Consider the following 26,505-nt stretch of genomic DNA (forward strand, 5'->3'; position numbering starts at 1 on the left):
CGCACAGCCGTCCCCCGATCGGTGGCCAGGCTGAAGAAGCTCAGGAGGGTGCAGAGGGCGGGGACTTGGAGTGCGGCGCCGCGGATCAGCTCGACCGGTCCCCGGGACCGCTCGTGGAACTCGGCCACGGCATACGGGGATTGCGCGGGTCCGGGCCGTACCGGGGCGCCCGCGGACACCGTCTGGACTCCGCCGGCCAGCTCGTCCAGGGCCTGGACGGTGCGGGCCAGCGCCTGCCCGACCTCGACGACCGGCACGGGTGCCGCGGCCCCGGCCCACCCGGTGGCCGCCAAGCCGGCCTCCTCGGCGAATGCCGTGGCCAGCGCGGTGCCCGCGCCGCGGAGAACGGCGGGCAGCCCGTCGTCCAGCAGCCGGGCGAGGCGCCCGTCCGCCTCGGCGACCGACCGGTGCCCGTCGACCGCCCACGCCCTGCGGCCGGGCACGGCCCGCGCGCGCAGGGCGGTCAGCACACGCTGCAGATCCCCCCGGATCAGCCGCACGGCGCGCCCGCACACCAGCATCGCCGCGGTGCCCAGGATGTCCTCGCCCGTCGCGCCGCGCTGCACATACGGCGCGGCATCGGCGTCCAGCTTGGCGACGACCCGGGTGAACGCCCCGGACAGCTCGGCGACGGTGTCCGCCGTCCCTCTGGCACGGACCGCTATGTCCCGGGCGTTGACGCTCTCCGCCCGGGCCGCGGCGGTGATGGCCGCCGCGGCCTTCCCGGGCACCGCGCCCAGCCGCGCCTGGGCGCGCGCCAGCGCGGCCTCGGCGTCCAGCATGGCCTGCAGCCAGGCCTGGTCGCTGACGGCCCGCTCCACGGGTGTTCCCGCCCGGACCGGGGAGAGCAGACCGGTGTCCCGGTCGGCCGCTGGGCTCTTCATGCGCGAGGCTCCTTCGCTGCCGGCCGCACGCCTACTTCCGGCACACGGGGGCGAGGACGTCGGGCAGTTCCGGCCGGCTCATGGCGAGCGCCGCCGCCATCGCGCGCGCCTTCACCATCGTCTCGGCGAACTCCTCCACCGGGTCGGACAGGGCGACGACGGCACCGCCCACGCCGTAGCCGGTGGTGCCGGGGGTGGCCACGATGGTGCGGTTGACGACGCTGAGTTCGCAGCCGCCGCCGAGGGCGAACCAGCCGAGCGCCCCCGAGTACACGCCACGGGGGCCCTGTTCCAGGCGGTCGATGATCTCCATGGTGCGCAGCTTGGGCGCGCCGGTCATGGATCCGGGGGGAAACGCCGCCCGCACGCAGTCGACCGCCGTCAGCCCGTCGCGCAGGGTGCCGCGGACGGTGGAGACGAGATGGTGGACCTGCGGGAAGCTCTCGACCCCGCACAGCACCGGCACCTGGACCGAGCCGGGCCGGCAGACGACGTTGAGGTCGTTGCGGACCAGGTCCACGATCATCAGGTTCTCGGCCCGGTCCTTGTCGCTGCCGGCCAGGGCGTCCCGCAGTCGCGCGTCCTCCGCCTCGGTGGCGCCGCGCGGACGCGTGCCCTTGATCGGCCCCGAGGTGACGGATCCGTCGGGACCGACGGTCAGGAACCGCTCCGGCGAGGCGCTGAGTACGGCCACGCCCGGGAAGTCGAGCAGCGCTCCGTAGGGCACCGGGCTGACGCGGCGCAGCGTGGTGTAGGTGCGCAGCGGATCGATGTCGGTCTCGGCGACCGCCGTGTTCGACAGGCAGATCTCGTAGGACTCGCCCTGGCGCAACTCCTCCAGGCATTCCCCGACCATCGTGAGGTAGGAGTCCCTGCTGTGGCGCAGCCGGACCGCCACGGCGGATCCTGGTTCCGGTTCCCCGGCGGATCCGGGTTCCGGCACCGCGGCGGACCGGGGCTCCGGCGTGTTGCCGTCGTCCGTGCGGGGCCCTCGTGGCAGGGCGCGGAGCCGTGCGCCGACCGTGTCGAACCAGGCGGCGACCTCCGCGTCGTACCGGTGTCGGCTGAGTCTGAGCAGGTGGCAGGTGTGCTCGGCGTGGTCGACGACCAGCGCCCGGTCGGCGAAGACCAGGGCCGCGTCGGGGGTCTCGGCGGTGTGCGTGGTGAGCATGCCGAGGTCCGCCTTGAGCTCGTAGCCGAGATAGCCGACGTATCCGAGCCGGAACCCGAAGGGCAGGTCGGTGCCGCAGTCGGTGGGACGGGCGCGCAGTTCGGTGTCGAGGTACTCGAAGAACGTGCTCCGGACGCGCCGCGTGGGCCGGCCGGTGCGCTCCACCTCGACGAGTTGCTCGGCGGCTCGGTAGGTGACGTACTCACCGAGCGGACCGGCCGCGTCGCCCATGAGGGAGAAGCGCCCGCCCTGCCGGGCGCCGCCGCCGCTGTCCAGCCAGAAGCTGTGCGGGGCGGCGGCGAAGAGTTCGGTGTAGGCGGCTTCCGCGTCGGGCTCCCACGGCAGCCGGCGGACGTGCAGGTGGTACGGCAGGTCGTGGTCGGTCGCCGGGTCGGCGGCCCGGACGCGTCCGCTGCGGCGGTGCCACGCGCGGGTGAGGTCACGGAAGTTGGCGAGCAGCTCGTGCCCGTACTCCGTGCTGACGGACTCCGGATGGAACTGCACGCCCCACAGCGGCCGGGTGCGATGGCGGACCCCCATCAGGACGCCGTCCTCGGACCAGGCGAGCGGCTCGATCTCCTCGGGCAGTGCGGTGACGGCCAGCGAGTGGTAGCGCACCACGCGGAAGGGCGAGGGCAGTCCGGCGAAGAGGTCCCGGCCCGTGTGGCTGACCGACGAGAGCCGGCCGTGCCGGGGCTCGGGGGCGTGCCGCACCTCGGCGCCGAGGAGATGGCAGATGCCCTGGTGGCCCAGGCACACCCCGAGGAGGGGCAGGTCCCACTCCAGGATCGCCTGGGCGCCGATGCCGAAGTCCTGGTGCCGGTCCGGCCGGCCCGGACCCGGAGAGATCACGACGTTGTCGAAGTCCCGCAGATCGAGCACCGACCAGTCGGCGTCGTTGCGGATGACCACCGGCTCCTGTCCGTTCACCTCCGTCAGCAGCTGACGGAGGTTGTGGGTGAAGGAGTCGTAGTTGTCGATGAGGAGCGTGCGGGTCACCTGTGCCGGTTCCTCCGTGCTCATCGCGCGTGCGGTACGGGGGCCTGTTCGGCCGTCCTGAGGACGGTCAGGGCGGCGTGCGGCGCGCCGACGTCGTGGGTGCGGACGTAGTCCGCGCCGTCGAGGGTCGCGCGGATCTCGGCGGCCGTCGTCCCCGGGCCGCTCTCGGCGATCTCCCGGCCGGTCACCGACCGCAGGAACGACTTCCGCGAGACCGAGATCATGACGGGCAGCCCGAACCGCTCCTTCAGCAGCCGGACTCCGCCGAGTACGGCGAACGACGTCTCGGGGTTGCTGCCGAGGAAGTGGCCGGGCCCCGGGTCGACGACGAGCCGGTCCCGGGCGACGCCCGCGGCCTGCAGCGCGGTCGGGCGCTCGGTGAGGAACTCCAGGATCCCGTCCCGGACTTCGGCCGGGTCCGTCGGCACCCGGGGGGCGGGCCCCAGGCGCTGCGCCGAGTGCACGACCACGCGCCGGCAGCGCGCCGCCGCCAGTTGCTCGTACACCTCCGGGTGCGGGAAGCCCTGGCTGTCGTTCAGGTAGGAGACCCCGCGGGAGACGGCGAAGCGCTGTGTCTCGGGCAGGAACGAGTCCACCGAGGACGGGATGTGCTCGACGGCCAGTCGGTCCAGCAGGGGCGTCAGGCGTGCGCACTTCTGCTGCGCCGGGACGCGTGCGGAGTCCGGGGTGCTCGCGGCCGGGCCCGGCTCGACGGTTACGGCCCCCTGCGCCCGCGGTCGCAGCGCGTGCCGGACGGCCGCCCCGGCGTCCAGGTGGCGGCCGCCGTCGGAGAACGCGTCCTCCGTGATGTTGACGATGCCGACGAGCAGTGGCCCACGGCGGTCGCTCACCGGCACGGGCTCACCGAGGGCCAGAGGGGCCATGAGATTCTCCATCCTCCACAGGCGGTTCGGCACAGCAAGATTACGCACCAGACCGGCCTACGACGAAAGGTTCTTCGGCTTTGGTACGCCCCCACTGCACTATCTTCCGAGTCGCGGGGTTTCTCATCAGCCGTGCCGCTGTGGGGTCAGCCGTACCGGCCTCGGCGGCGACGGACGCGCCCGACTGCAGTCTGCCGCCCCACCGGTGAGCCGTCTTCGGATCCAGGGCCAGCTCGCGACCGCGCCGACCCGGCCGGGAGTACAGGTGCGGCCCCGCCCGCCGGACGGAAGACGGGGCGCGGCACAAGACCGCAGACTCCTCGGCGACGGCGGTCAGGGGCCGGAAACCGGTGACCCCGAACCTGCCGGGCCTGGACGGCACCGCTTACGAAGTCGCGCGCCGGTTCACCGGCAGGTGCGCGTCCTCACTGACTGACGCAGGGCGCGGTGCCCTGCAGCAGGCGGCGGTCCCGCGCGTAGACGATGGCCTGCGTGCGGTTTCGCACCCCGAGTTTGCGCAGGAGGTTGGAGACATGGAACTTGATGGTCCGCTCGCTGAGCACGAGGGTCTCCGCGACTTCCTGGTTCGACATGCCCTTGATGACCAGTTCGAAGATCTCCTGCTCGCGCGCGGTCAGCGCGGCGAGCCGGTCCCGCGCGGGCATCGCCGGCCCGCGCACCCCGACGAGGTCGACGAGCCTGCGCGCGAGCGGCGGAGGCACCACCGCATGGCCCTCGGCGACCGCTCGGACCGCCGTCGCCACCTCGGTCGGCGCGTCGTCGTTCAGCACCACTCCGTCGGCGCCTTCGCACAGATACGTCAGCGCGTCGTCCAGGGCGCCGGCGTCGGCGAGGATGACCACGCCCACCCGCCGTTCGGTGTTCTCGCGCAGTCCGCGCAGCACCTCCGTGGTGTCCCAGGCCGGATCGGCGTCGTCGAGCAGCAGCGCCTGGGGTCGCTCGGCGGCCACCACGCGGTTCAGCTGGAACGGAGTGGTCGCCTCGGCGACTATCTCCACACCGGCCGACTCCGCCATGACGGTGCGGAGCGCGACGCGCGTCAGTGCCCGGCTGGCCAGGACCGCCACCTTGATCTCTGCGTGGCGGGAAACGTTGTCGTCCTCGGTCCGTCCGGATTCGGGCAGCGCTTTGTGCAAGAGCATGGAGTCCTGTCCTTGTCCCGTCTTGATCGTGTCCACGGGCATGAGAATTGAGTTACAGATTTTGGGCGCACGCGCTTTTTCGTGGAAAGCGGCCTACATCCGTAAACCCCGGCCCACCAGTCACATTTGGGTAAGTAATCGCCGACAACTCGACGAAGGGGATGACAGAAGGGTCACGCATGCCGTCGGAGAGGACCTCTTGCGGCCCTTCGGACGACGATCACCGACACGTCACGGCACTCCATGTCAACAAGCCCCCGTCTCCGTGCACCTGACCCCGTGAGATCAATCAGGCTGCTTCGGCGAAATCACCCCGGTGATTAATTGAACATCGAACAGCAGTCTCTGACCAGCTTTGAAGCTACGTGGTCACCTGCACGATTGTCCAGAACACTACTGGCCAAGAAACAGTTGAGTAACGCGCCTCACAACGTGACGTACAACGCGGCCAGTTGGCTGATCCGCTTACCAACGGCCGCGAACGGCACCGAGGCCGATAACGTTCGTAGCTTTGCGAGTTCTGCGACGTACGCGAATAAGAAGGGCGCCCGGTTTCGTGCGCAATAGGGATCACGCCGGAACAGGGGCGGGTGGCGACGCATCATAACCGACCGCATCACGCACCGGACCGGCCTCACGGACAGGTTCGAAAACCCGTCGTCGGGCGGAAGGCGCGGCAACGCGTCGTGGCCGAGGGTGAAGTCCAGTCGTCACCACACGGGGGTCGGGAAGTGTCGCGTACACCGGGCAAGGTCACCAGAACGCCTCTCACGCTGGACGGTGAATCCCTCACCCCCGCGCAGGTGGCGGTGACCGCCCGCGGCGTCGCCGGCACGGCACGGGTCCACCTCGCCGACCGGGCCGCCGAGCGCATGCGGACCTCCGTGGCGCTGAAGGACTCGCTGCTCGCGCAGGACATCCCCGTCTACGGCGTGACCACCGGCTTCGGCGACAGCTGCATCCGGCAGATCTCCGGGGACAAGGCGCACGATCTGCAGCGCAACCTCGTGCTGTACCACCTCAACGGGGTGGGCCCGGCGGCCTCCGAGGACATCGCGCGGGCCACCCTGCTGATCCGCGCCAACGCCCTCTCCCGCGGGCCCTCGGCGGTCCGCCCCGAGGTGGTGCGCACCCTGCTGGACTGCCTGGCCGCGGACATCCTGCCGATGATCCCGGAACGGGGTTCGCTCGGCGCCAGCGGTGACCTGGTCCCGCTGTGCTACGTGGCCGCCACGCTGATCGGCGAGGGTGACGTCACGCACCGGGGCACGGTCCGTCCGGCGCTGGACGCGCTGCTGGAGACGGGCATCCGGCCGCTGGCACTGGCCCCGAAGGAGGGCATCGCCCTGATCAACGGCACGTCCTTCACCGCCGCGTACGGGGTGCTGGCCGCCTGGGACGCCCGTGAGCTGGCCTTCGTCGCCGATCTGGCCACCGCCATGACCCTGGAGGCGCTGCGCGGCAACGTCTCGGCGATGCACCCGTTCGTGCACGAGAACAAGCCGCACCCGGGCCAGGTGGAGAGCGCCCGCACGGTTCGCACACTGCTGGCCGGCTCCGGCCTCGCGACGTCGTTCGAGGACATCCTGGTGCGCCGCGAACGGCTGGACGGGCGCGGCTATCTGGAACTGAGCGACCGGATCCAGGACAAGTACTCGGTGCGCTGCGCCCCGCAGATCGTCGGCATCGCGCGCGACATGCTCGACTGGGTGGAACGCTGGCTGGAGGTCGAGATCAACTCCTCCAGCGACAACCCGCTCTTGGACGCCGAGCAGTCCGGGCTGCACCTGGGCGGCAACTTCTACGCCGGGCACGTCGGACACGCCATGGACAGCCTCAAGGTCTCCGTGGCCGGACTGGCTGATCTGATGGACCGTCAACTCGCCCTGGTCGTGGACGAGAAGTTCAACGGCGGGCTGCCGCCGAACCTGATCGTGCCGCGCGCGGCGGACGACCCGCAGGCCGGACTGCACCACGGGTTCAAGGGCATGCAGATCGCGGCCTCGGCGGTCACCGCGGAGGCGCTCAAGCAGACCGGGCCGGCTTCCGTCTTCTCCCGTTCCACGGAGGCGCACAACCAGGACAAGGTCAGCATGGGCACCATCGCGGCCCGGGACGCGCGCACCGTCAACGCCCTGGTGCGCGAGGTGGCGGCGATCCATCTGCTGGCGCTCGCACAGGCGGTGGAACTGCGCGGGGCCGAGTCGTGCGCACCGGCGACCCGAGCGGTGCACTCGCTGCTGCGCGAGCACTCCGAGTTCGTCACCCGCGACCGCCGGCTCGACGGCGACATCGCGGCGGTGATCGGGCTGATCGAGAGCGGGGCCCTGCGGCGTGCCGCCGGCCTCGCCGACACCGATTTCCTCACAGGCAGGGGGCTGGCAGATGTTGTTGCTGCGTGACCACGAGCAGAACACCGCGGTCGGAAAGCTCGTCGAGGACCACACACGGCTGGTCCGGGCGACGCACGCAGGCGAGGCGGACCTCACCGCGGTGCACGCGGCCAAGCTCGCGCGGGCGCTCGGGCAGGCCGCGCGGAGCACCCTGTACCGGCACACCGTCGACGACACCCTGCGGGCCGGCTGGCCGGCGGCCGAGGCGCTCGACCCGAACGAGGTGCTGGAGGGGCTCTTCCCCCGGCTGCCGCTGCTCGGCAAGGGCGAACTCTCCGAGCACGGCGAGGAGGCCTTCACCCGGCCGCTCGCCGACTTCCTGCACTACTACGAGTCGTCCGGCACCACCGGCAATCCCGTCGCCGCGCCCAAGGCCGTGGACGATCTCGTGATCAACACGATCAACATCGGTGAGCTGTGGGCGCAGATCCTTGAGCCCCGCGATGTCGCGCTGATCCTGATCAACGCTCCGTTCGCGCCGGCCGCCTACCAGTTCGAGAAGGTGCTGGAGTACATCGGCGTGATGTCCTTCCGCCCCTGGGTGGACAACATCACGGGCGACTACAGCAGGGTGCTCCGCCTGATCGAGACGCTCGACGCCAACGTGTTCGTGGGCCCGCCCTCCCGGCTGCTGGAGATGATCCAGTTCGCCCACCGCAACAAGCTCGCCGCCCCGCGCTTCGACCGGCTGCTGCTCATGGCCGAGCAGACGGGGCCGAGTTTCGTACGACACCTGGAACGGCTCACCGGCGGCACCGCGTACGTCTGCTCGTACGGCTCCTCGGAGACCGGCACCACGGCCGTCACCTGCCGGGAGCGCAATCTGCATCTGCAGACGCAGAGTTATCTGCTGGAACTCCACGACGGCGCCGGGACGCGGCCCGTCGACGGCGCCGCCGACCGCGGTGAGCTGGTGGTGACCACCCTGGACCTGCCGGCCCGGCCGCTGCTGCGCTACCGCACCGGCGACCGCGTCGAGATCGTCGGTGACCCGTGTCCGTGCGGGGTGCGCACCCCGGTGCTGCGCACCCTCGGCCGGGAGCAGGACGTCGTGACGCTCTCCGGCAACGGGGTGCGCCAGAACGACCTGGAGGCGGCGCTGTGGTCCACGGAGCTGCCCGACCACACCGTCTTCAACTACATGCTGGTGCTGCGCGACCGCGGGGTGGTCCTGCTGGTGACCACGGACGGCCCGCCGGAGGAGAGCTGGAACGCGATGGTGGCCGAGCGGCTCGCGCCGCTGTTCCCGGGCCTCGCGGTGTCCGTACGCCCGGTGGAGACGCTGCCGCCGCTCGCCTCCCTCGGCCAGTACCTCGGCTGGAAGCTGTCCCGGGTCCTCGACCTGAACGACGAGCACAACTGGTCACGGCTGCCCGAACCGATCAACACCGTGGTGGTCGAGTCGCTCCGCCAGCTGGAGCCGGACCCGGACCCGGACCCGGCGGGAGGATCCGTCTGATGTGCGGCATCACCGGTTGGATCGACTACGCACGCGATCTGTCGGACCAGGGCCCGCTGCTCACGGCGATGGCCGGCACGATGGCGTGCCGCGGCCCGGACGGCGCGGGCGTCTGGCTGTCCCGGCATGCCGCGCTGGGGCATCGGCGGCTCGCCCTGGTCGACCTAGAGGGCGGCGGCCAGCCCATGACCACCCTGCCGGCGGGCGCACCGGCCGACGGCACACCACCGGCGGTCCTGCTCTTCAGCGGTGAGGTGTACAACCACGGCGAGCTGCGCGGCGAACTGGTCGGGCGCGGGCACGCGTTCCGCAGCCGGTCCGACACCGAGGTGGTGCTGCGGGCCTACCTCGAATGGGGCGAGCGGTCCTTCGAACGGCTCGTCGGCATGTACGCCTTCGCGCTGTGGGACACGCGCACCGAGACCCTGCTGCTGGTGCGTGACCGGCTCGGGATCAAGCCCCTGTACTGGACCCGGCGGGGCGACGGCGTGCTCTTCGGCTCCGAGCCGAAGGCCGTGCTGGCCCATCCCGACTTTCCCGCCGAGGTGGACGCCGAGGGGCTGGCGGCGCTGTTCACGGTGGCGATCAAGCCCCCGGGTGCCGGTGTCTACCGTGATCTGCACGAGGTACGGCCCGGCCATGTCGTCCGGGTGGACCGCACGGGAGTGCACCACCGCCGGTACTGGCAGCTGGCCAGCGCCCCGCACACCGATGACCTGCCGGCCACGATCGCCGAGGTACGGCGGCTGCTGGCGGATGCGGTCGGCATGCAGCTGGAGTCCGACGTACCGCTCGTCGCCCTGCTGTCCGGCGGCATCGACTCCAGCGCCCTCGTCGGGCTCGCCGCGCAGTGCCTGGCCAAGGACGGTGGCCGTCGACTCGCCACCTACGCACTGGATTTCGTCGGCAGCGAGACCGACTTCAAGGCCGACGCACTGCACGTCAGCCGGGACGCCCCGTTCGTCCGGGCGGTCGCCGGCCATGTGGGCACCGATCACACCGACGTGGCGGTCGAGACGCCGTCCCTGGTGGGCGAGTTGGGGCCGGCGCTGCGCGCACGGGACATGCCGGGCGTCGGCGACCTCGACGTATCGCTGCTGATGCTGTTCCGCGAGGTGCGCAGGCATGCGGCCGTGGCGCTGTCCGGCGAGGGCGCCGACGATTTCTTCGGCGGGTATCCGTGGTTCCTCGCCGAGGCGGAGCGGCCCACCGGCAACTTCCCCTGGTCGGCCGGGGTGAAGGACCGCAACTCCCAGCTCTCCCCGCAGCTGCGCGAGGTGCTGGATCTGGACGCCTATGTGGCCGACACCTACGCCACGGCGCTCGCCCAGGTGCCCCGCCTCGACGGCGAGAGCGGGGTGGACCGGCGGCTGCGGGAGGTGTTCCACCTGCAGATCACCCGCTTCCTGCCCTTCCTGCTGGACCGCAAGGACCGGATGAGCATGGCTCACGGTCTGGAGGTGCGGGTGCCGTTCTGCGACCACCGGCTCGTCGAGTACCTGTGGAACGTCCCCTGGGAGTACAAACGGACCGGCGGACAGGAGAAGGGCCTGCTGCGCGAGGCGGTGGCGGATCTGCTGCCGGCACAGGTGGTGCGCCGGCCCAAGAGCGGCTTCCCGTTCGGGCACAGCCCCGCCTACCTGGAGGCGATCCGCCGTACCGTGCGGACCATCATCGGCGACCCGGCCGCGCCGGTGCTCGGCCTGGTGAACGTCCCCGCGGTACGGGCCATGGTCGACAGCGACGCCTGGTTCAGTGGCGACTTCACACCGCCGCCCTGGCTGCCGCGGCTCATCCAACTCGACCTGTGGCTGCGGGAGTACGGCGTCAGAGTCGTTCTGTGACGACCACACCGGGAAACCTGGAAGGAAACACCCTCGATGGCAGAGTTGCACATCGAACAGTGGGGCAGCGGTGAGCGGACCGCCGTACTGGTGCACGGGATCACCGCCGACTCGCAGAGCTGGTGGCGTACGGCACCGGAACTGGTCCGGGAGGGCTATCGCGTGGTCGCGGTCGACCTGCCGGGGCACGGCCGCAGCCCGCGCTCGGACGGCTATTCCCTGCGGAGCATGACGGACGCGATCGGCGGGGCGCTGCCCGAACGCCCCGCGCTGGCCGTCGGGCACTCCCTGGGCGCCCTGCTGCTGGCCGGGATGCTGCCCCGGCTCCAGCCGGAGCGTGTGGTCCATGTGGACCCGGCGTGGGCAGCGCCGCCGGACGAGGCGACGGCCAAGACGTATGCCGATGCGCTGCTCGCCCAGAAGGACTGGAGCCTGGAGCAGATCCGCGTCTCGCTGCCGCGCTGGGAGGCGCGGGCCCAGGAGCACAAGTTCACCGCTCTGCAACGCTGGGATCCGGCGACGCTCGACGCGTTCGACGGATTCGGCGGCTACGACCCGCCGGCACCCGAGCGTCCCTCCCTGATCGTCCTCGCCGACCCGAGCTTCAACATCCCGCCGCGGCGGGCCGGGGAGTTGCGCGAGCGGGGCTTCACCGTGCGCGTGGTGCCGGACACCGGGCACGTGGTCCACAACGAGGACTTCGACGGCTTCTGGGCCGTACTCAAGGAGTGGCTCTGACACCGCCCGTGGACCGGCTCTGACGCGACGCGGGGCACCGGACTCCCGGTGCCCCGCTTCCGTTCGGCATCGCGGTCAGAAGTGCGCGACGTCCACCAGAACCCGGCCGATCGTGCCGTCCTGCACCGCCTGCTGGGCCTCGGCCGTCTTCTCCAGGGCGAAGCGGTGCAGTGGCAGCCCCGACTCTTCTCCCACCCTGAGGGCACCCGCCTCGACGGCCGCGGTCAGGTCGGCCACGGCCTGGGCCTTGGCCTGGGGCGGGACGGCGTACACGAGCAGTCCCTGCCACCGGGTGCCCGCGATGAACTGGTCGAAGACCGGCAGAGTGAGGGTGTTGTCACCGTCGTTGGCGTAGAAGACGACCGTGCCGCCGTAGGACAGCACCTGCTGGTCCAGCTCCGCGTTGACGGCCGGGGCGACCTCGACGACCAGGTCGACTCCCCGGGGCACGGCGGCCCGGATGGCGCCTGCGGCGTCCGCGGTGCGATAGTCGACGACATGTTCGGCGCCGGCGGCACGGGCCAGTGCGGCTTTCTCGGCGCTGCTCACCGTGGTGACCACCGTGGCGCCGGACCAACGGGCCAGCTGGATGGCGGCGTTGCCGACGGCACCGGCGCCGCCTGCCACCAGGACCGTGCGGCCGGTCAGCGTGCCGGGTCCGAGCCGCTCGGGCCCGTCGCCGGGCAGGGTCAGGGCCCGGTGCGCGGTGAATCCCGGGATGCCCAGGCAGGCGCCCAGGTCGAAGGCGGCGTTGTCCGGCAGTGGCACCGCCTGGCGTTCCGGCAGCACCACATACTCCTGCGCGGTGCCGTCGGGGCGCATCCAGGCCGCCTCCCACACCCAGACCCGCCGGCCCAGCAGCCCCTGGTCGACGCCCTCGCCGACGGCGTCGACCAGGCCCGCGCCGTCCTGGTGGGGGACCTGCGGCACGGGCAGGACCTGGTCCGGGGCCGCCCCCTTCCAGTCGGTCGGGCCGCCGCCACGGGCCTTCCAGTCGGTCGGGTTGACACCCGACACGCGGATCCGCACCCGCACCTGGCCCGGGCCCGGCTCGGGCAGCGGCCGGTCGAGCAGTTCCAGTACCTCCGGGCCGCCCCTGCGGGCGTAAGCGATCGCCTTCATGGCCTGTCGGGGCGCCGGGTCGGCCCGACGCCCCTCCCCCTTTCCGTGTCGCTCTCGGTACGCCCCTGGTGGGGCCGTTCGTTCGCCGCCTTCACCGCACGGGTGCCAGGGCGCGCAGGGCACGCAGCGCCCCCTGCGGGCCGTCGCCCGTCTCGGGTGCGGGCAGCAGATGGAGGAACGGCGTGTCGACGCCGGCCTCGACGAAGCGCGCGAGGTGCGTACGGCACTCCTCGGGACTGCCGTGCACCAGCAGGTCGTCCACCAGCTCGTCCGGGACGGCGGCCGCCGCCCTCGCCGGGTCGCCCTCGGCCCAGGCCTGCCAGCAGGCCTTGAGGACGTCCTCCCGGCCGAGCCAGGTGTGGAAGGCGGAGTACGTCCGTGCGTTGAGGATGCCCACCAGCAACCGGCGCCCGATCATGCGCGCGTACGTCCGGTCGCGGGTCGGGCACACATAGAGGCGGGCGACGAGTTCCTTCCCCGGGCGTGCGGGGCCGAGCGCGTCGGCCACCACCGGGACGTCCTCGACGGCCAGGAAGTTGGTGATCGCGCCGTCGGACTCCCGGGCCGCGAGCCGGAGCATGCCGGGGCGCAGCGCGCCGACCATCACCCGGGGCCGAGGCACCGGTGTGCCCGGCAGCCGGAATCCGTCGATGGTGAAGCTGTCGAAGCGGCCCCGCACCGTCCGTCCTTCGAAGGCGTGCCGCAGAAAGCGTGCCGTGTCCCGCACCCGCCGGTACGGCTCGGCCGAGGAGATGCCGTTGATCCGGTCGACGAACGGCGGCCCCGAGGAGCCGATGCCTACGACCACCTCTGCGCGCGCGGCCTCGGCCAGTGTGGCCGCGGTCATCGCCAGCAGGGCCGGCCCCCGGGTGAACGCGGGAACCACGGCCGTACCGAGCCGCAGTCCGGGTGCCCAGGCGGCGGCGAGGGCCAGCGGGGTGAACCCGTCGTGGCCGGCCGCCTCGCCGGTCCACACGTCGGTGTAGCCCAGGTCGGCCAGTTCGCGCAGCACGGGCGCGTGGTCGGGAAGGGAGACGCCGATGAGCGGGAGGTTGACCCCGTAACGCACGATGGCAGGCCTCTGGATCGCCGGGGGCGGATGGTCACCGGGAGCGTAGTGCGCGGACCCGCGTGCGGTGACCTGGTCGCGGGGCGGGGAAACGGCCCGTTCGCAGGTACGGCCCGGCACCGGTCGAGCCCCGTCCCAGACCCGAAGACGGGGCGGTCCGCCGCCCGCAGACTGGGAGCAACCGACAGGGTGCCCACTGGGGTGCCCAGAGGGGGAATTGCCATGAGCAGCAGTCAGCAGGATCCGACCGCCTTCCCGTTCCCTCCCGGTCCGCTGGGCGAGCCGCCGGCCGAGCTGTCCGGCCTGCGGGCCAAGTGCCCGGTCAGCCGGGTGACGCTGCCCAGTGGGGACGAGGCATGGGTGGTGAGCGGGTACGACGAGGTCGTCACGGCGCTGACGGACCGGCGGCTGTCCCGGGCCGCACTGCGGGAACCCGGCGCTCCCCGGATGGTCGAGGGACCGGACTTCGGGGACAACCCGTACAGCATCTTCAACCTCGACGGTGCCGATCACGCCCGGCTGCGCCGGCTGATCGCGGGGGCGTTCGCACCGCGCCGGGCCGAGGAACTGCGCGCCCGGGTGCAGGAGATCACCGACGAGCTGGTCGACAGGGTGGTGGCTCTGCCCCAACCGGTGGACATCTACCACGAGTTCTGCTCCGTCCTGCCGATCTGGGTGGTCTGTGAGATCGTCGGGGCGCCGTTGGAGGACCGCGACCGGATCAAGGCCTGGACCGAGACGCTGATGAGCGTCGGCTCCAGCGAGCGGCGGCTGGCCACGCGTGAGGCGTTCACCGCGTACGTCAGGGAGCTGGTGGCCGCGCGCCGGGCGGAGCCCCGGGACGATCTGCTCAGCGCGCTGGTGCAGGCGCGGGATGCCGACGACCGGCTCTCGGAGGCCGAACTGTCATGGCTGGGCGCTGAGTTGCTGCTGGCCGGTCATGACACCACCGTGAACACCATCGGCCGGGGCATCTTCCAGCTGCTGCGCCACCGGGACCAGTGGGAGATGCTGACTGCGCGCCCGCAGGAGCTGACCGGTCCCGCGGTGGAGGAGGTCTTCCGGTACGCCCCGCCCTCCGACGTCGGTCTGATGCGGGTGGCGCTGGACGACGTGGAGCTGGCCGGCACGGCGATCCGCAGGGGCGAGGGGGTCATCCCGCTCATGCACGCCTCCTCGCGGGACGAGCGGCACTTCGCGCAGCCGGAGAGGTTCGACATCACCCGCGCGGAGAACCGGCACATGGTGTTCGGACACGGCCCCCACCACTGCCCGGGTGCGGGCGTGGCGCGTATGGAACTCCAGGTCGCCTTCGGCACTCTGGCCCGGCGGCTGCCCGGCCTGCGGCTCGCGGTGGACCCCGGGGAGGTCCAGTGGATCGGCGGTCACATCACGCTGCGCAACGACGGGCTTCCGGTCACCTTCTGAACGCCCGTGCCGAGTCGCCGTCTTGCGACGCGGTTGCGCCGGCGCGGCTACGGCCGGGCGAGGCAGCGGTCGAGCACGGGACGCGCGCCGGGGCAGACCTCGCGGACCGTCTCCAGGAAGGCACGGAGCACCGGGGACCGGTCGTCCGCGTGACAGGACAGGACGAGGTCGGGCAGTTCCACGCGTGGCCGGATGTCACAGATCCGGATGTCGGGCCGGGCCAGTGGCCGTACGCACGACGGGCCGAGGCCGACACCGACGCCGCAGGCGGCCAGCCCCATGATGGTGTGGATGTCCCGGGCGTAGGTGACCGGCGCGGGCAGCCCGCCCGGACCGGTCAGGAGCGTCCGCAGCCGGGCCAGTGTGGCCGGCTCCTCGTCCTGCGGCGCGAGCACGAGCGGCCGCCCGGCGAGTTGCTCCATGTCGAGGTACGGCTGCCCCGCGAACGGGTCCGTGGCTGCGACCAGCGCGACCAGGTGGTCGCGGCCGACCGGCGCCGACACCAGTGCCTCCACGCCCGCTCCGCGGGGTGCGCCACGGGACACCACCACGTCGAGTTCGCCGCGCAGCAGCGCCCGGACGCCGTGCGCGGTGGACATCTCGTCCAGGTGCAACTGGACGCCGGGCCGCTCGGCGCTGAACCGGCACAGCACCTCGGGCAGCAGCTCCACCAGGGCCGACCCGATGAAGCCCAGGCGCAGCCGCCCGGTCTCGCCGCGTGCCGCGCGCCGCGCGTCGTCGGCGGCCCCGGACAGCTCGTCGAGGACCCGGCGGGCCCGGGCCAGGAAGGCCTCACCGGCCGCGGTGGGGAACACGCCGTGCGGCGTGCGGTCGAACAGACGGGTGCCGATGTCCCGCTCCAGCGCGGCGATCTGTTTGGACAGCGGCGGCTGGGCGATCCCCACGGCCGCGGCCGCGCGCCCGAAATGCTGGTGTTCGGCCAGGGCCAGGGCATAGCGCAGGTGCCGTACGTCCATGGCCCATCATATCTTCGGGATATCGCGGGGGGCCTGGCGAGATATGAGCGTTGATCGGGCGGGTCCGGTGGAGTGGAGTGGGAACGTGCCGAACACTCGTCCCACAGCCCTCGCGGTCCTGCTCGCGTCCACCTTCATCCAGCTGCTCGACACGACGATCGTCAATGTCGCCGCGCCCGGCATCGGTGCCGATCTGCGCACCGGCAGCGGGCAGCTCGTGCTCGTCTCGGCGGCCTACACGGCCGGATTCGCCGCGACGCTGCTCCCGGCCGGACGGCTGGGTCACCGGCACGGTCCCCGGCGGGTGTTCGCCCTCGGGGTCGCGCTGTTCACGCTGGCCTCGGCCGGCTGCAGCCTGGCGCCGACGGCAGAGGTACTCATCGGCATGCGGCTGGTGCAGGGCATCGGCGCCGGGGTGATGGCCCCGCAGGCCCTGTTCGCGATCTCCGCCCTCTGGCAGGGGCCGGCCCACCGGCGCGCCATGGGCTGGTACGGGGCGACGATGGGCCTCGCCTCCGTACTCGGTCCGGTGCTCGGGGCGCTGCTGACCGAGGCCGACCTGGCCGGCACCGGATGGCGGGCGATCTTCGCGATCAACCTCCCGGTCGGGGCGGTGGTACTGCTGGCCCTCCCCCGCTGTGTGCCGGTGCTCGAACGCGACCCCGGACAGCGGGTGGACTGGCCGACCGCGGCCGGGCTGGCTGTCGGGCTGCTGGGTCTCGTGCTGGCGATCTCGCTGGCCCGCACCATCGGCGGCGGCCTGCCCTGGCTGTTCGGGGCGGCCGGCGCCGCGGTCGTGGTGTGCGCGCTGGTCCTGCAGGGGCGCGGCGGGCGGCCGGTCACCCTGCCCCTGGGGCTGTGGCGCGGGCCGCGCTTCCGGGCGGGCAGTGCGACCGCCGCCGCGTTCTTCCTCGCGGTCACCCCGTTCTTCTTCCTGTTCAGCCAGTGGCTGCAGACGGTCCGGGGGTTCAGTCCGCTGCGTGCCGGGCTCCTGCAGATCCCCTGGGCCGTGGGAGCGATCGCCGGTTCCACACTCACCGGGCGGCTGGCCCGCTCACCCCGGCACAGCGTCTACGCCACCGCCCTGGTGGGCGCGAGCCTGCTCGCCCTGGCCCCGCTGCTCTCCCGGGTCTCTCCCCTCACGCTCAGTCCGGTGCTCCTCGTGGCCGGGATCGGCTACGGCGCGTTCGTGGCGAGCGTGTTCGCCGACACGCTCGACGGGATCCGGCCGGACCTGCGCGGCTCGGCCTCCGGGGCACTGCCCGCGATCCAGCAGCTGTGCGGTTCGCTCGGCCTGAGCTGCGCGGGTCTGGTGTTCTTCCCGGCCGGCCGGCTCGCGGGCACCTTGTACGTCTACAGCCTGCCGCTGCTGTGTCTGGCCGTGCTCGTGTCACTCACACTGGCCCGCACCTACCGCCGCGACGGGGAGCCCCACGAGGCGAGCGCCCAGGTGGAGGCGTCGGCCTGACGCCCGCTGCGTCCAAGCCGCAGCGCCCGCATCGTCCAGGGCGTAGCGCCTGTTCCGTCCAGCCGGCCGGATCCCGTCGGCGCCGGGCGGAGCGCCGCCCGCGGCAGGGCCGTCCGTGTTGTGATGTCGAAGGACGAACGGCCGGGGGAAGGGACCCAGATGACGGACCGCACGAGCTATGAGCGATCCCTCGAACGCAGCCGTGCGGCCGCGAGCCGGCCGGACCGTCCCGACACCTTCACCATGGCGGGCCACGAGTGGGACCTGCTCGGCGACGTCTTCGCACCGCCCTACTCGGCGACGACCGAGACGGCGATGGAGGTCCTGGGACTGACCGGCGAGGGACCGCCCCTGCTGCCGGCGGGCGGATCCTTCCTGGAGGTCGGTTCGGGGACCGGGATCATCGCGGTGATGGCGGCGCTCCGGGGCGCCGGCCGGGTGGTGGCCACGGACATCAATACGTACGCGGTGGAGAACACCCGCCGCAACGCCGTACGGCACCGTGTCGAGGACCGGCTGACCGCCGTGCACAGCGACCTGTTCGCCGCCCTGGACCGCGGCGACCGCTTCGACTGTGTCTACTGGCATTCCAACTTCGTGCTGGCCCCCGACGAGTACCGCTACCGCACCGACCACGAGCGGGCGTACGTCGATCCCGGCTACCGGGCCCACCAGCGCTATCTGGTCGAGGCGCCCCTGCGGGTGACCGACGGCGGTGCGGCTCTGCTGCAGTTCAGCGACCGCGGCGACCTCGACCGGCTGACGGACCTCGCCACCACACACGGCCGCGTGCTGAAGGTGCTGGACCGGCGGGCCTTCCTGGAGGGGGCCGAAACGCTGGAGCACATCCTGCTGGAGATCAGACCTTCCTCCGTCTGACGGTCCGCTGCGGGCTATCGCTGCTCGCTCCCGGCAGGGCGGGGGCCGAAGCGGGCAGCGGAGCGTATTCGGGGGATCAGCGCCGGGACGTCGGCGCGGTAGGCGTCGTAGGCGGGGCCGAACTGCCCTGCCATCAGGCCGTCCTCGATCCGCACCCGCCGCAGCAGCCAGGGCACGGCGACCACCAGCAACGCGCTCCAGACGCCGAAGCCGCAGGCCAGCATGGCGCCGACGACCAGGCCGAGCAGGCCGGAGTAGATGGGATGGCGCACCAGCCGGTAGGGCCCGTCGGTGCGCAGCTCATGGTGTTCCTGGACCGTCGGGATACTGGCCCACATCGTGCCCAGCACCCAGCGGGCCCACAGCAGCAGGGCGGTCGAGGCCATCGCGAGCAGGACGCCCGGGACCGCAAGCTCGGGCCGCCAGTACTGCAGGTGACGCCAGAAGCCGCCACTGCGCCCGATCAGGGTGTGGAAGACAGCGACGCCCGCGGTCAGCATCAGCCGGCGCGGCAGCGTGCGCCGCAGACCGCGCATCCAGCCGCGCACACCTCTCTGGCTCTTCACGCCGAAGTAGACAGCGCCCGCGATCCAGGCCGCGAGGAAGACCACCACGCAGACAGTGGTGATCAGCACGAGTGCCGAGTGAAGAGTGCCCATGCCTCCATGCTGCGCCGCGAGGACAGTGGATCACCACCACCCACGGGTCGATGGAGAGAGCCCCGGCCGCCTCCATCCACGGATGGAGAACCCATCGACCCGCCCCCGACACGCGGACCCGCCAACCGGCCGGGTTCAATTCCGTCGTCCACGGAAACGACCGGCCGAGGAGGCCCAGTGACAGAGTCCGGACCCGAGGCGTGGGACGCGCACTACGCGGGCGGCGGGCGGTTCAGCCCGCTGGGTGATACCGAGCGGCGGCTGCTGGCGCAGCACGTCCCGGCGCCCACGGGCGGGCTCGCCCTGGACATCGGCTGCGGGCTCGGCGAACTCGCCCGGCATCTGGCCGGGTCCGGTTATCGGGTGGACGCCGTCGACTGGTCCGCCGTCGCGCTCACGGAGGCCGGTCGCGCCGACGTGACCGGCGTGACGTACTGCCGCCTGGACATCGAGCGGGACGATCTCAGTCAACTCCCGCATCTCGCATACGACGTGATCACGATGCGCCTCGGCTGGGCGTTCGTTCGCGACCGCACCCGGGTGCTGAACCGGCTGCGTGAGCGGCTGCGTCCAAGCGGGGCGCTGTGCGTGATCACGCCGACGGCGGACGCCGTACCCGAGGACCGGCGGGGTATCGCCCTGGACGAGGAGGAGATCGCCGTGCTCCGCGCGGGCTGGAGGTCGTGCGAGCGGTACGACGCCGACGGTCTGGCGCTGCTCGTCCTGCGCGACCCCTCCCCCGCTCGCCTCGCGTACGCCGGCAAGGGCCGCCCCACCCCGCACGCCCTCACCGGCGCCGGTGTCGTCGTCACGGATGCGGCAGGGCGGGTGCTGCTGGGCTGGTCGGTGCGGGACGTCTGGGAGCTGCCCGGCGGCAAGAACGACGCGGACGAGGACTTCGCCGCGGCGGCCGTGCGTGAGCTTCGTGAAGAGACGTCCCTCAAGGCCGACCCGGCCGCGGCGCGGGTGCGGGCGATCCTGATGGACTGCGTGCACGGCATCCCCCGGGTGACGGCCGCCGTCCGGGTCACCGCCTTCACCGGTGAACCGGTCGTCACCGAACCGCGGTTGATCCGCCGCTGGGAGTGGCACGAGGTCGACGACCTGCCGCTGCTCGGGCGGCCGTTGTTCACGCCGAGTGCGCACGTGCTGGACACGGTGTGGCCGGGGTTGCTGCCGGGGCTGCCGCCTGTGCACCGGTACCGGGTGGCGGAAGGCTGAGCAGTCTCATTCGGCCACCGCCAGGCGGGCTGTCTCGCCCGGGCCCACCGGGACCACCCGGTCGCGCAGGCAGACGTCGATGAGGCCGCGGTCGGAGGCGGGCACGGCGATTTCCAGGAGGCTGCTGCGCAGGCGTAGGTGGACGCCCCAGTGGCCGTGGTACCGGATGGAGAAGCCGTAGGAGGAGAGTTCGGGGAGGGGGACGGGGTCGAGGCAGAGGGCGCCGCCGCGGGTCTCCAGGCCGGTCAGTCCGCGCTGGACGAGATCGAGGGTGCCGGCCATGGCGCCGAGGTGGATGCCCTCGCCGGTGGTGCCGCCCTGCAGGTCGGCGATGTCTCCGCGCAGCGCCTCCTGGACGAAGGCCCAGGCGTCGGCGCGGCGGGCGCGGGCCAGGACCCAGCCGTGGACCAGGCCGCTGAGGGTGGATCCGTGGCTGGTCCGGTGCAGATAGTGGTCGACGGTCGCACTCCAGGTCTGCTCGTCCAGGCGATAGCCCAACCGGTGGAAGAGGGACCGGAGTTCGGCTGTCGAGAAGAGGTAGCCGAGCATCAGGACGTCGGCCTGTTTGGAAGCCTTGTACCGGTTGACGGTGTCGCCCTCCGCCTCCAGGATGCGGTCCAGGCGGCGGATGTCGTCGTACCGCTCGCGGTAGCCGTGCCAGTCCAGTTCGGCGAGGTCGCCGTAGCCGTCGAACTGGCTGATCACCCCGTCGTGGAAGGGCACATGGAGGGTGCGGGAGACCGCCTCCCAGCGGGCGGGCTCGTCCTCCTCCAGTCCGGCGCTCTCGATGAGTTCCTGGCGGCGCGGCTCGGGCAGGGCGCTCAGCAGTTCCAGGGTGCGGGCGAGCACCCAGGCGGCGGTGACGTTCGTGTACGCGTTGTCGTCCAGGCCCGGTGCCTCGGCGCCGGGATAGGCGTCGTGGTACTCGTCGGGGCCGACCACGCCCCGGATGCGGTGCCGGCCGAGGTGGGCGTCGTAGTGGGCCGAGTCCGCCCAGAAGCGGGCGATGTGCAGCAGCATCTCGGCGCCCTCGCCGTGCAGGAAGTCGGTGTCGCCGGTCGCCTCGCAGTACTGCCAGATGTTGTAGGCCACCGCCGAGCCGACGTGGTGCTGGAGGTGGGAGTGGTCCGGCAGCCAGCGGCCGGAGCGGGGGTTGAGGTGGAGCTGCGGGGTCTCCTCGCGGCCGTCGCTGCCGCTCTGCCACGGGTAGAGCGCCCCGCGCCGGCCGAGTTCGCGGGCCGACTGGCAGGCGGCGTCCAGGCGGCGGTGGCGGTAGTGGAGCAGGGCGCGGGAGACCTCGGGCAGGTGCAGGTTGAGGTAGGGCAGCACGAAGAGTTCGTCCCAGAAGACATGGCCGCGGTAGGACTCGCCGTGCAGCCCGCGCGCGGGGACGCCCACGTCGAGGTCGGCCGTGTGCGGCGAGAGGGTCTGCAGCACATGGAACAGGTGCAGGCGCAGGATGCTGCCCGCCTCGCCGAGGACCTCCAGCACGGTACGCCGCCACAGCTGCTCCCACGCCGTGGCGTGGGCCTCCAGCAGCGCGTCGAAGTCGGGAGCGGCGCCGACGTGGTCGAGGGCGGCGTCCAGCGGGTCGCCGATGGCGGGGTCGTGCGAGGTGTACAGCGCGACGGTCTTGTCGACGGTGACGGTACGGCCCGGCGCCAGGCGCACTCTGATGTGCTGGACGGCCCGCTCCGGCTCGTACACCGCCGTCACCGGCGCGTCGGCCGTCAGCCGGGCGGCGAGGCCGCATTCGATGCGGGAGGTTCGGGTGTGACAGCGCAGCCAGACCGTACCGGGTGCGGCGGTGGTGCCGGTCTGTACCTGGGTGAGGTGCCGGCCGTCCAGGTCCCGGTAGCGGGCCACGCCGGCATTGGTGACCCGTCCGTCGAGGGCGGCCTCGACCTCCAGCTCGACGTCGTCGCCCTCGACGGTGAACTCCGTGCGCAGCCCGGCCAGATGGGGATCGGCCATGTGGATGAGGCGCAGCTGGCACACGTGGAGGGTGCCGCCGTCGGGCAGGCCGTAACCGGTACGCCGCTCCAGCAGGCCGGGGTCCAGATGGAGGACCTGGTGGTGCTCGGTGACGGGGGCGGTGTCCGGGGTGAGCCAGGCGCCGCCCGCGATGCGAAAGCGCAGCGGCAGCCAGTTGGGCAGGTTGACCATGTCCTCGTTCTCGACCCGGCGTCCGGCGATCTCGGAGGTGAGCCGGTCGTAGCAGCCGGCCGCGTAGGTGCCCGGGTAGTGGATGTCGTCCGCGGTGCACTCGGGCAGCGCCCCACGCGTGGCGAAATAGCCGTTGCCCAGGGTGCACAGCGACTCCCGCAGGCGCTCCTCCTCGGGCCGGTAGCCGTCGTACTCCCAGGTCGGCCCCATCCCGGTCACCCCCCGGCCGGCAGACCGGCCCCGGTCGGGGTGAACCGGGATCCGGGCAGCGCGGAGCGCCCGGCGAGGAGAGACCGCACGGTCGTACCGCCCTGGCCGGAGGTGCACACGGTGAGCCGGTCCCCGTCCCGGTGGGCCGTGCCGGTGTGCGGCTCCATGGGCTGATTGTGCGGCGGCGGCAGCCCGGGGGTGACGTCGAGGGGGCCATACAGGTGACGCGGGCCGGCGCAGGGGGTGGCCTTCCGGACGGGCCGTGGCGGTGTGCGGACCGGGTGTCCGCGCCATGGCCCTCGCGCGTCCGGAGGGCCACCCCCTCGCTCACGGGTAGCGGACCAGGTCCGCCACATTGGTCGAGGAGTTCGACGGGCCTCCTGTGCCGTTGATGACGTGACTGATGGCGCCGGTGCCGCCGAGGGAGACGGTGACCATGCTGGTGAAGTCGACGTTCGGGGTGTCCGGCGCCTCGACCGCCCGGTCGGCGCTGACGCTCGGGTCGGCGCTGAAGTAGCAGTAGCTGCCGAGGCCGTACGCCTGGTGGCTGGTGACCGAGTCGGCGACCTTGTAGGCGGCGTAGCCCTTCGTGGAGCCGTTCATCCAGGCGGACTGGTTCGGCGGGTCGTACGGCATCTCGTTCTGGAAGAAGTAGGTGCGGCCGCCGTTTCCGTTCCAGATCACCTGGTACTTCTGGAAGTGTTCCACGAACAGGCCGTACATGGTGACGTCGTTGCCGTTGACCGTGAGCCCGGTGTCGGCGGTGTTGCTGGTCCAGCCGACTCCGCTGCCGTGGTCGGCGCGCCAGATCCACATGTGGTCGCCGATGACGTTGTCGCTGTTGACGACGAGGCCGGTGGCCGTCCTGCCGACGCCCGCGCCGCCGACGCGGAAGTAGACGTCGTGCAGGGAGGTCGGGTCGGCCGCGTGGGAGGCGGTGGAGCCGGCCGGCCCGACCTCGACCAGGGTCTTCGAGCTGGTGGTGCCGGCGTCGAAGAGCAGGCCCGCGATCTTGACGCCGTCGACGTCGCCGACGGACATCGCGGTGATGCCGTTGTCCGGGACGAAGGTGGCGAGCCCGAGGCCGAGGACGACCGTGTCGGGGCGGGTCACCTTCAGGGTCTGGTCGAGGTGGTAGACGCCGGGCGTGACGAGCAGGTTCTGCCCGGCCGCGAGGGCCGCGTTGATCTGGGCGGCGGTGGCGCCGGGCCTGACGACGTAGAACTGGCTCAGCGGCAGGGAGCTGCCCTGCGGGCTGCCGCCCGCCCAGCTGGTGGCCGTCGAGTCGGAGCGCACCGAGGGCACGAACACCTGGTAGTTCCCGGAGCCGTCGACGTACAGGAACGGCTTCTCACGGGTGACCGGGCTCTGCGCGACGGTGGTGTACGGCGGGTTGGGGAAGCTGGTGTCCGGCACACCCTGGCTGCCGACGAACACCATGTTCCAGTTGGACCCGGTCCAGCCGCCGAGCTGGGAGTTGCGGGTCAGCCACTGCTGTTGGGTGCCGGAGTTGACCTGCCCGTCGACCTTGCTGTCGGCGAGGTAGCCGCCGGAGGACCAGCCGCCGTCGTCCAGGGCGAGGTTGCCGCGCAGATGCATGCGGCGGTACGGCGCCGCCTGCGAGACGGCCCAACGGTCGCTGCCGTTCGTGGGGTTGACCGACAGGTTCTCGGCGCCGCGCCAGAAGTTCTGGGTGGCGTTGCCCTGGAACCAGTCGGCCTCGGCGTGCACGGCGCCGTTGACCGAGACCGCGTCCGGGGTCAGGCCGAGGCCGAGCACCTGGGTGTAGAAGCCGACGTTGACGTCGGCGCTGTAGGCGCCGGGCTTGAACAGGACGGCGTAACGCTGGGAGCCGAACTGGTTGGTCTCCTGCTGCTTGAAGATGGTGTCCAGCTTGCTCTGGATGGTCGCGGACGACATCGACGGGTCGAAGACGACGACGTTCGGGCCGAGGTCGGGGTCGCTCGTGGACTGGGTCACGGGGACCACCTGGAAGCGCTGGGCGGCGGTGCCGTTGCAGGTGTACTGCACGAACCGCGTGCTGTCGGCGAGCGAGGCACCCGGATCGTCCAGACACTTGCCGCTGTTGCGGTTCACGAAGTGGAAGGCGCCGCCGCCGTCGTCCACGGCCTGCCACTGCTGGTTGGCGCCGCCGCCGTAACTCCACAGCTGGATCGGTGCGTTGTCGGCGGTGGACACGTCGGTGACGTCCACGACCTGGCTGGTGCTGTTGCGGTTGTCGATGTGGACGTAGCCGTTGCCGGCGTCGGTGAAGCTCCACTGCTGGGCCGAGGTGCCGTTGCACGCGTACTGCTGGACGACGGTGCCGTTGGCGGTGGCCGCGGCCTTGGCGTCCAGGCATCTGCCGCTGGCGGCGTTGATGACGGTCGCGTAGCCGCTGGGCAGCACGGCGGCCTGGGCGGTGGCGGCATGTGCGGACGCGCCGCCGAGCAGGGGCGTCGGGGCCGCGGTGAGCAGCGCGGCGGCACCCGCCGTGACCAGGGCGACCGCCGTGGATCTGCGGCGAAGGAAGAAGGGAAGCAAGGGGGCTCCTTTGCGGGCCGGAGGGTCAGCCGGGGGTGCGGGCCGATGTCAGCCGGGGGTGCGGGCCGAGGTACAGCCGGGGGGCGGGCCGAGGTTCAGCGGGGGGGGCGACCGAGGTACAGCCGGGAGTGGCGCGCCGAGGTACAGCGGGGGGCCGACCGAGGTACAGCCGGGGGTTGCGGGCCCAGGTACAACCGGAGGCACGAGCCAGCGCCAGCCGGGGGTGTCAGCCCAGGTACAACCGGAGGTACGGGCCAGGGTCAGCCGGGTGCGGGTCGGGGTTCAGCCGCTGTAGCCGGCGAAGACGCGGGTGTAGTCCCAGTCGGACTGGGCGACGCCGGAGCAGCTGTCGGCGGGGCCGCCGGTGCACGGGCGGTCACGGTTGGCGGACCAGAAGGTGAGCCGGGCCAGGTGGTGCTGCTGGGCGTAGGCGAGGATGGTGCGGAAGTCGTTCACCGTGACCGTCTCGTTCTGGTCGGTGATCCCGTTCATCGACGAGATGCCCATGTCCCGGTAGGCCTGGTCGTCGCTGTAGCCGTACGCGGACTTCAGCGCGTTCTTCAGACCCTCGGCGGCCTGCGTGGTGAGGTCGCCCATGTTCTGACCGGCGCCGCCGAAGTCGAACGGCATGATGGCCCAGGCGTCCACGGTCAGCCCGGAGGAGGCGGCCCGGTTGATCAGGCTGGTGTCGGGGCCGGACTGCCCGGTGCCGATGGTGATGTACGCCTTCAGGCCGGGGTTGTTCGCCTTCACCGTCTTCAGCGCGTCCACGGTCCGCTGCTGCACCGTGGCGTTGCCGTAGGCGTCGGCCTCGATGTCGATGTCGATCGCCTTCAGGCCGTATGCGTTGATCACCTTCTGGTAGGCGGCGGCGAGTTCGCCCGCGCTGGAGCAGGAGCTCTCCAGCTTGTTGCCGCTGTAGCCGCCGAAGGACGGGATGACGTCACCGCCGCCGGCCCGCACGGTGTGGACGGTCTGCTGGTCGACCCCGCCGGTCAGCGGGCGGCTGCCGTCCCACTGCGGGTCGCAGTAGCCGTTGCTGAGCATGAAGGCAAGGGTGAACCACTTCACGCCCGTGGCCTGGGTGATGGTGGTGGGGTCCGGCGGGCTGCCCCAGCCGTTGTACAGGTACGGCGCGACGGCCATCGGCGCGGACGGGGTGGTGCCGCTGTCCGCCGAGGGCGCGTTCCACTTCTGGTTGGCTCCGCCGCTGCAGCTCCAGATCTG

The 26,505-nt window shown here is 72.0% G+C and carries 20 protein-coding genes; 8 read left to right on the forward strand and 12 right to left on the reverse strand.

The genetic code is table 11. The annotated features are described in order from the left end of the window. The 4 genes from AV521_RS44980 to AV521_RS44995 all read right to left on the reverse strand — a co-directional run. A partial coding sequence (locus AV521_RS44980; RefSeq protein WP_256725999.1) for a lyase family protein occupies window positions 1-884 on the reverse strand: 884 nt, incomplete at its 3' end. A gap of 31 nt (window positions 885-915) precedes the next feature. Beyond that, window positions 916-3,078, reverse strand: coding sequence for an aminodeoxychorismate synthase component I (gene pabB / locus AV521_RS44985; protein WP_076097754.1), 2,163 nt, complete (start codon window positions 3,076-3,078; stop codon window positions 916-918). Then, window positions 3,075-3,938 carry a dihydropteroate synthase gene (folP, locus tag AV521_RS44990; protein ID WP_076097755.1) on the reverse strand — a complete coding sequence of 288 codons (864 nt, stop codon included), beginning with the start codon at window positions 3,936-3,938 and terminating at the stop codon, window positions 3,075-3,077. The genes pabB and folP overlap by 4 nt, the downstream gene beginning before the upstream one ends. Before the next feature lie 425 nt (window positions 3,939-4,363). Next, window positions 4,364-5,101 (reverse strand): response regulator transcription factor, encoded by a 738-nt coding sequence (locus tag AV521_RS44995; RefSeq protein ID WP_079249740.1) that lies wholly within the window; start codon window positions 5,099-5,101, stop codon window positions 4,364-4,366. A 731-nt stretch (window positions 5,102-5,832) separates the two neighbouring features. Between AV521_RS44995 and AV521_RS45000 the strand changes: the two genes are divergently transcribed. The 4 genes from AV521_RS45000 to AV521_RS45015 are packed head-to-tail and all read left to right on the forward strand — an operon-like array spanning window position 5,833 to window position 11,535. After that, on the forward strand, window positions 5,833-7,503 hold the full coding sequence (locus AV521_RS45000) for an aromatic amino acid ammonia-lyase (protein WP_076097756.1): 1,671 nt from the start codon (window positions 5,833-5,835) through the stop codon (window positions 7,501-7,503). Continuing rightward, a complete protein-coding gene (locus tag AV521_RS45005; RefSeq protein WP_107481194.1) occupies window positions 7,487-8,953 on the forward strand; it encodes a phenylacetate--CoA ligase family protein in 1,467 nt (488 codons plus the stop codon). Before AV521_RS45000 ends, AV521_RS45005 begins: the two co-directional genes overlap by 17 nt. Continuing rightward, window positions 8,953-10,797 (forward strand): asparagine synthase (glutamine-hydrolyzing), encoded by a 1,845-nt coding sequence (gene asnB, locus AV521_RS45010; protein ID WP_076097758.1) that lies wholly within the window; start codon window positions 8,953-8,955, stop codon window positions 10,795-10,797. The genes AV521_RS45005 and asnB overlap by 1 nt, the downstream gene beginning before the upstream one ends. Window positions 10,798-10,833: 36 nt before the next feature. Continuing rightward, the gene (locus AV521_RS45015; RefSeq protein WP_076097759.1) at window positions 10,834-11,535 is read left to right on the forward strand and encodes an alpha/beta fold hydrolase; all 702 of its coding nucleotides are present in this window, start codon (window positions 10,834-10,836) and stop codon (window positions 11,533-11,535) included. 75 nt (window positions 11,536-11,610) lie between these two features. On the opposite strand, the gene AV521_RS45020 is transcribed toward AV521_RS45015, so the two are convergent. Both AV521_RS45020 and AV521_RS45025 read right to left on the reverse strand, forming a co-directional pair. Continuing rightward, window positions 11,611-12,657: an NADPH:quinone reductase gene (locus AV521_RS45020; protein WP_076097760.1), complete on the reverse strand. Its 1,047-nt coding sequence runs from the start codon at window positions 12,655-12,657 to the stop codon at window positions 11,611-11,613. A gap of 91 nt (window positions 12,658-12,748) precedes the next feature. Next, window positions 12,749-13,726: an LLM class F420-dependent oxidoreductase gene (locus AV521_RS45025; protein WP_076097761.1), complete on the reverse strand. Its 978-nt coding sequence runs from the start codon at window positions 13,724-13,726 to the stop codon at window positions 12,749-12,751. Window positions 13,727-13,948: 222 nt separating this feature from the next. On the opposite strand from AV521_RS45025, the gene AV521_RS45030 reads away from it, so the two are divergent. Next, entirely contained in the window at window positions 13,949-15,154 is a 1,206-nt protein-coding gene (locus AV521_RS45030) for a cytochrome P450 (protein WP_076097762.1), read from the forward strand. 47 nt (window positions 15,155-15,201) lie between these two features. On the opposite strand, the gene AV521_RS45035 is transcribed toward AV521_RS45030, so the two are convergent. Continuing rightward, on the reverse strand, window positions 15,202-16,131 hold the full coding sequence (locus tag AV521_RS45035; RefSeq protein WP_076097763.1) for a LysR family transcriptional regulator: 930 nt from the start codon (window positions 16,129-16,131) through the stop codon (window positions 15,202-15,204). A gap of 85 nt (window positions 16,132-16,216) precedes the next feature. Here AV521_RS45035 and AV521_RS45040 point away from each other — a divergent pair, with 85 nt between their 5' ends. Together AV521_RS45040 and AV521_RS45045 are read left to right on the forward strand one after the other, a co-directional pair. Further along, window positions 16,217-17,599: an MFS transporter gene (locus AV521_RS45040; protein ID WP_076097764.1), complete on the forward strand. Its 1,383-nt coding sequence runs from the start codon at window positions 16,217-16,219 to the stop codon at window positions 17,597-17,599. A 159-nt stretch (window positions 17,600-17,758) separates the two neighbouring features. Further along, window positions 17,759-18,478, forward strand: coding sequence for a 50S ribosomal protein L11 methyltransferase (locus tag AV521_RS45045; protein WP_079249743.1), 720 nt, complete (start codon window positions 17,759-17,761; stop codon window positions 18,476-18,478). A gap of 14 nt (window positions 18,479-18,492) precedes the next feature. Here AV521_RS45045 and AV521_RS45050 read toward each other — a convergent pair whose 3' ends face one another. After that, window positions 18,493-19,137 carry an isoprenylcysteine carboxylmethyltransferase family protein gene (locus tag AV521_RS45050; RefSeq protein ID WP_076097766.1) on the reverse strand — a complete coding sequence of 215 codons (645 nt, stop codon included), beginning with the start codon at window positions 19,135-19,137 and terminating at the stop codon, window positions 18,493-18,495. A gap of 177 nt (window positions 19,138-19,314) precedes the next feature. Between AV521_RS45050 and AV521_RS45055 the strand changes: the two genes are divergently transcribed. Further along, the gene (locus AV521_RS45055) at window positions 19,315-20,358 is read left to right on the forward strand and encodes a bifunctional class I SAM-dependent methyltransferase/NUDIX hydrolase (protein ID WP_076097767.1); all 1,044 of its coding nucleotides are present in this window, start codon (window positions 19,315-19,317) and stop codon (window positions 20,356-20,358) included. 6 nt (window positions 20,359-20,364) lie between these two features. Here AV521_RS45055 and AV521_RS45060 read toward each other — a convergent pair whose 3' ends face one another. The 4 genes from AV521_RS45060 to AV521_RS45070 all read right to left on the reverse strand — a co-directional run. After that, complete coding sequence (locus tag AV521_RS45060) at window positions 20,365-22,734, reverse strand: glycoside hydrolase family 65 protein (RefSeq protein ID WP_076097768.1); 2,370 nt, start codon at window positions 22,732-22,734, stop codon at window positions 20,365-20,367. A 5-nt stretch (window positions 22,735-22,739) separates the two neighbouring features. Further along, window positions 22,740-22,901, reverse strand: a complete 162-nt coding sequence (locus AV521_RS49945) for a hypothetical protein (RefSeq protein WP_179023872.1) — start codon at window positions 22,899-22,901, stop codon at window positions 22,740-22,742. A gap of 160 nt (window positions 22,902-23,061) precedes the next feature. Then, on the reverse strand, window positions 23,062-25,278 hold the full coding sequence (locus AV521_RS45065; protein ID WP_179023874.1) for an RICIN domain-containing protein: 2,217 nt from the start codon (window positions 25,276-25,278) through the stop codon (window positions 23,062-23,064). 282 nt (window positions 25,279-25,560) lie between these two features. After that, window positions 25,561-26,505: chitinase (locus AV521_RS45070; RefSeq protein ID WP_076097769.1), on the reverse strand; the 945-nt coding region annotated here is incomplete at its 5' end.

This window comes from Streptomyces sp. IMTB 2501, from assembly GCF_001953885.1.
Classification (GTDB): Bacteria; Actinomycetota; Actinomycetes; order Streptomycetales; family Streptomycetaceae; genus Streptomyces.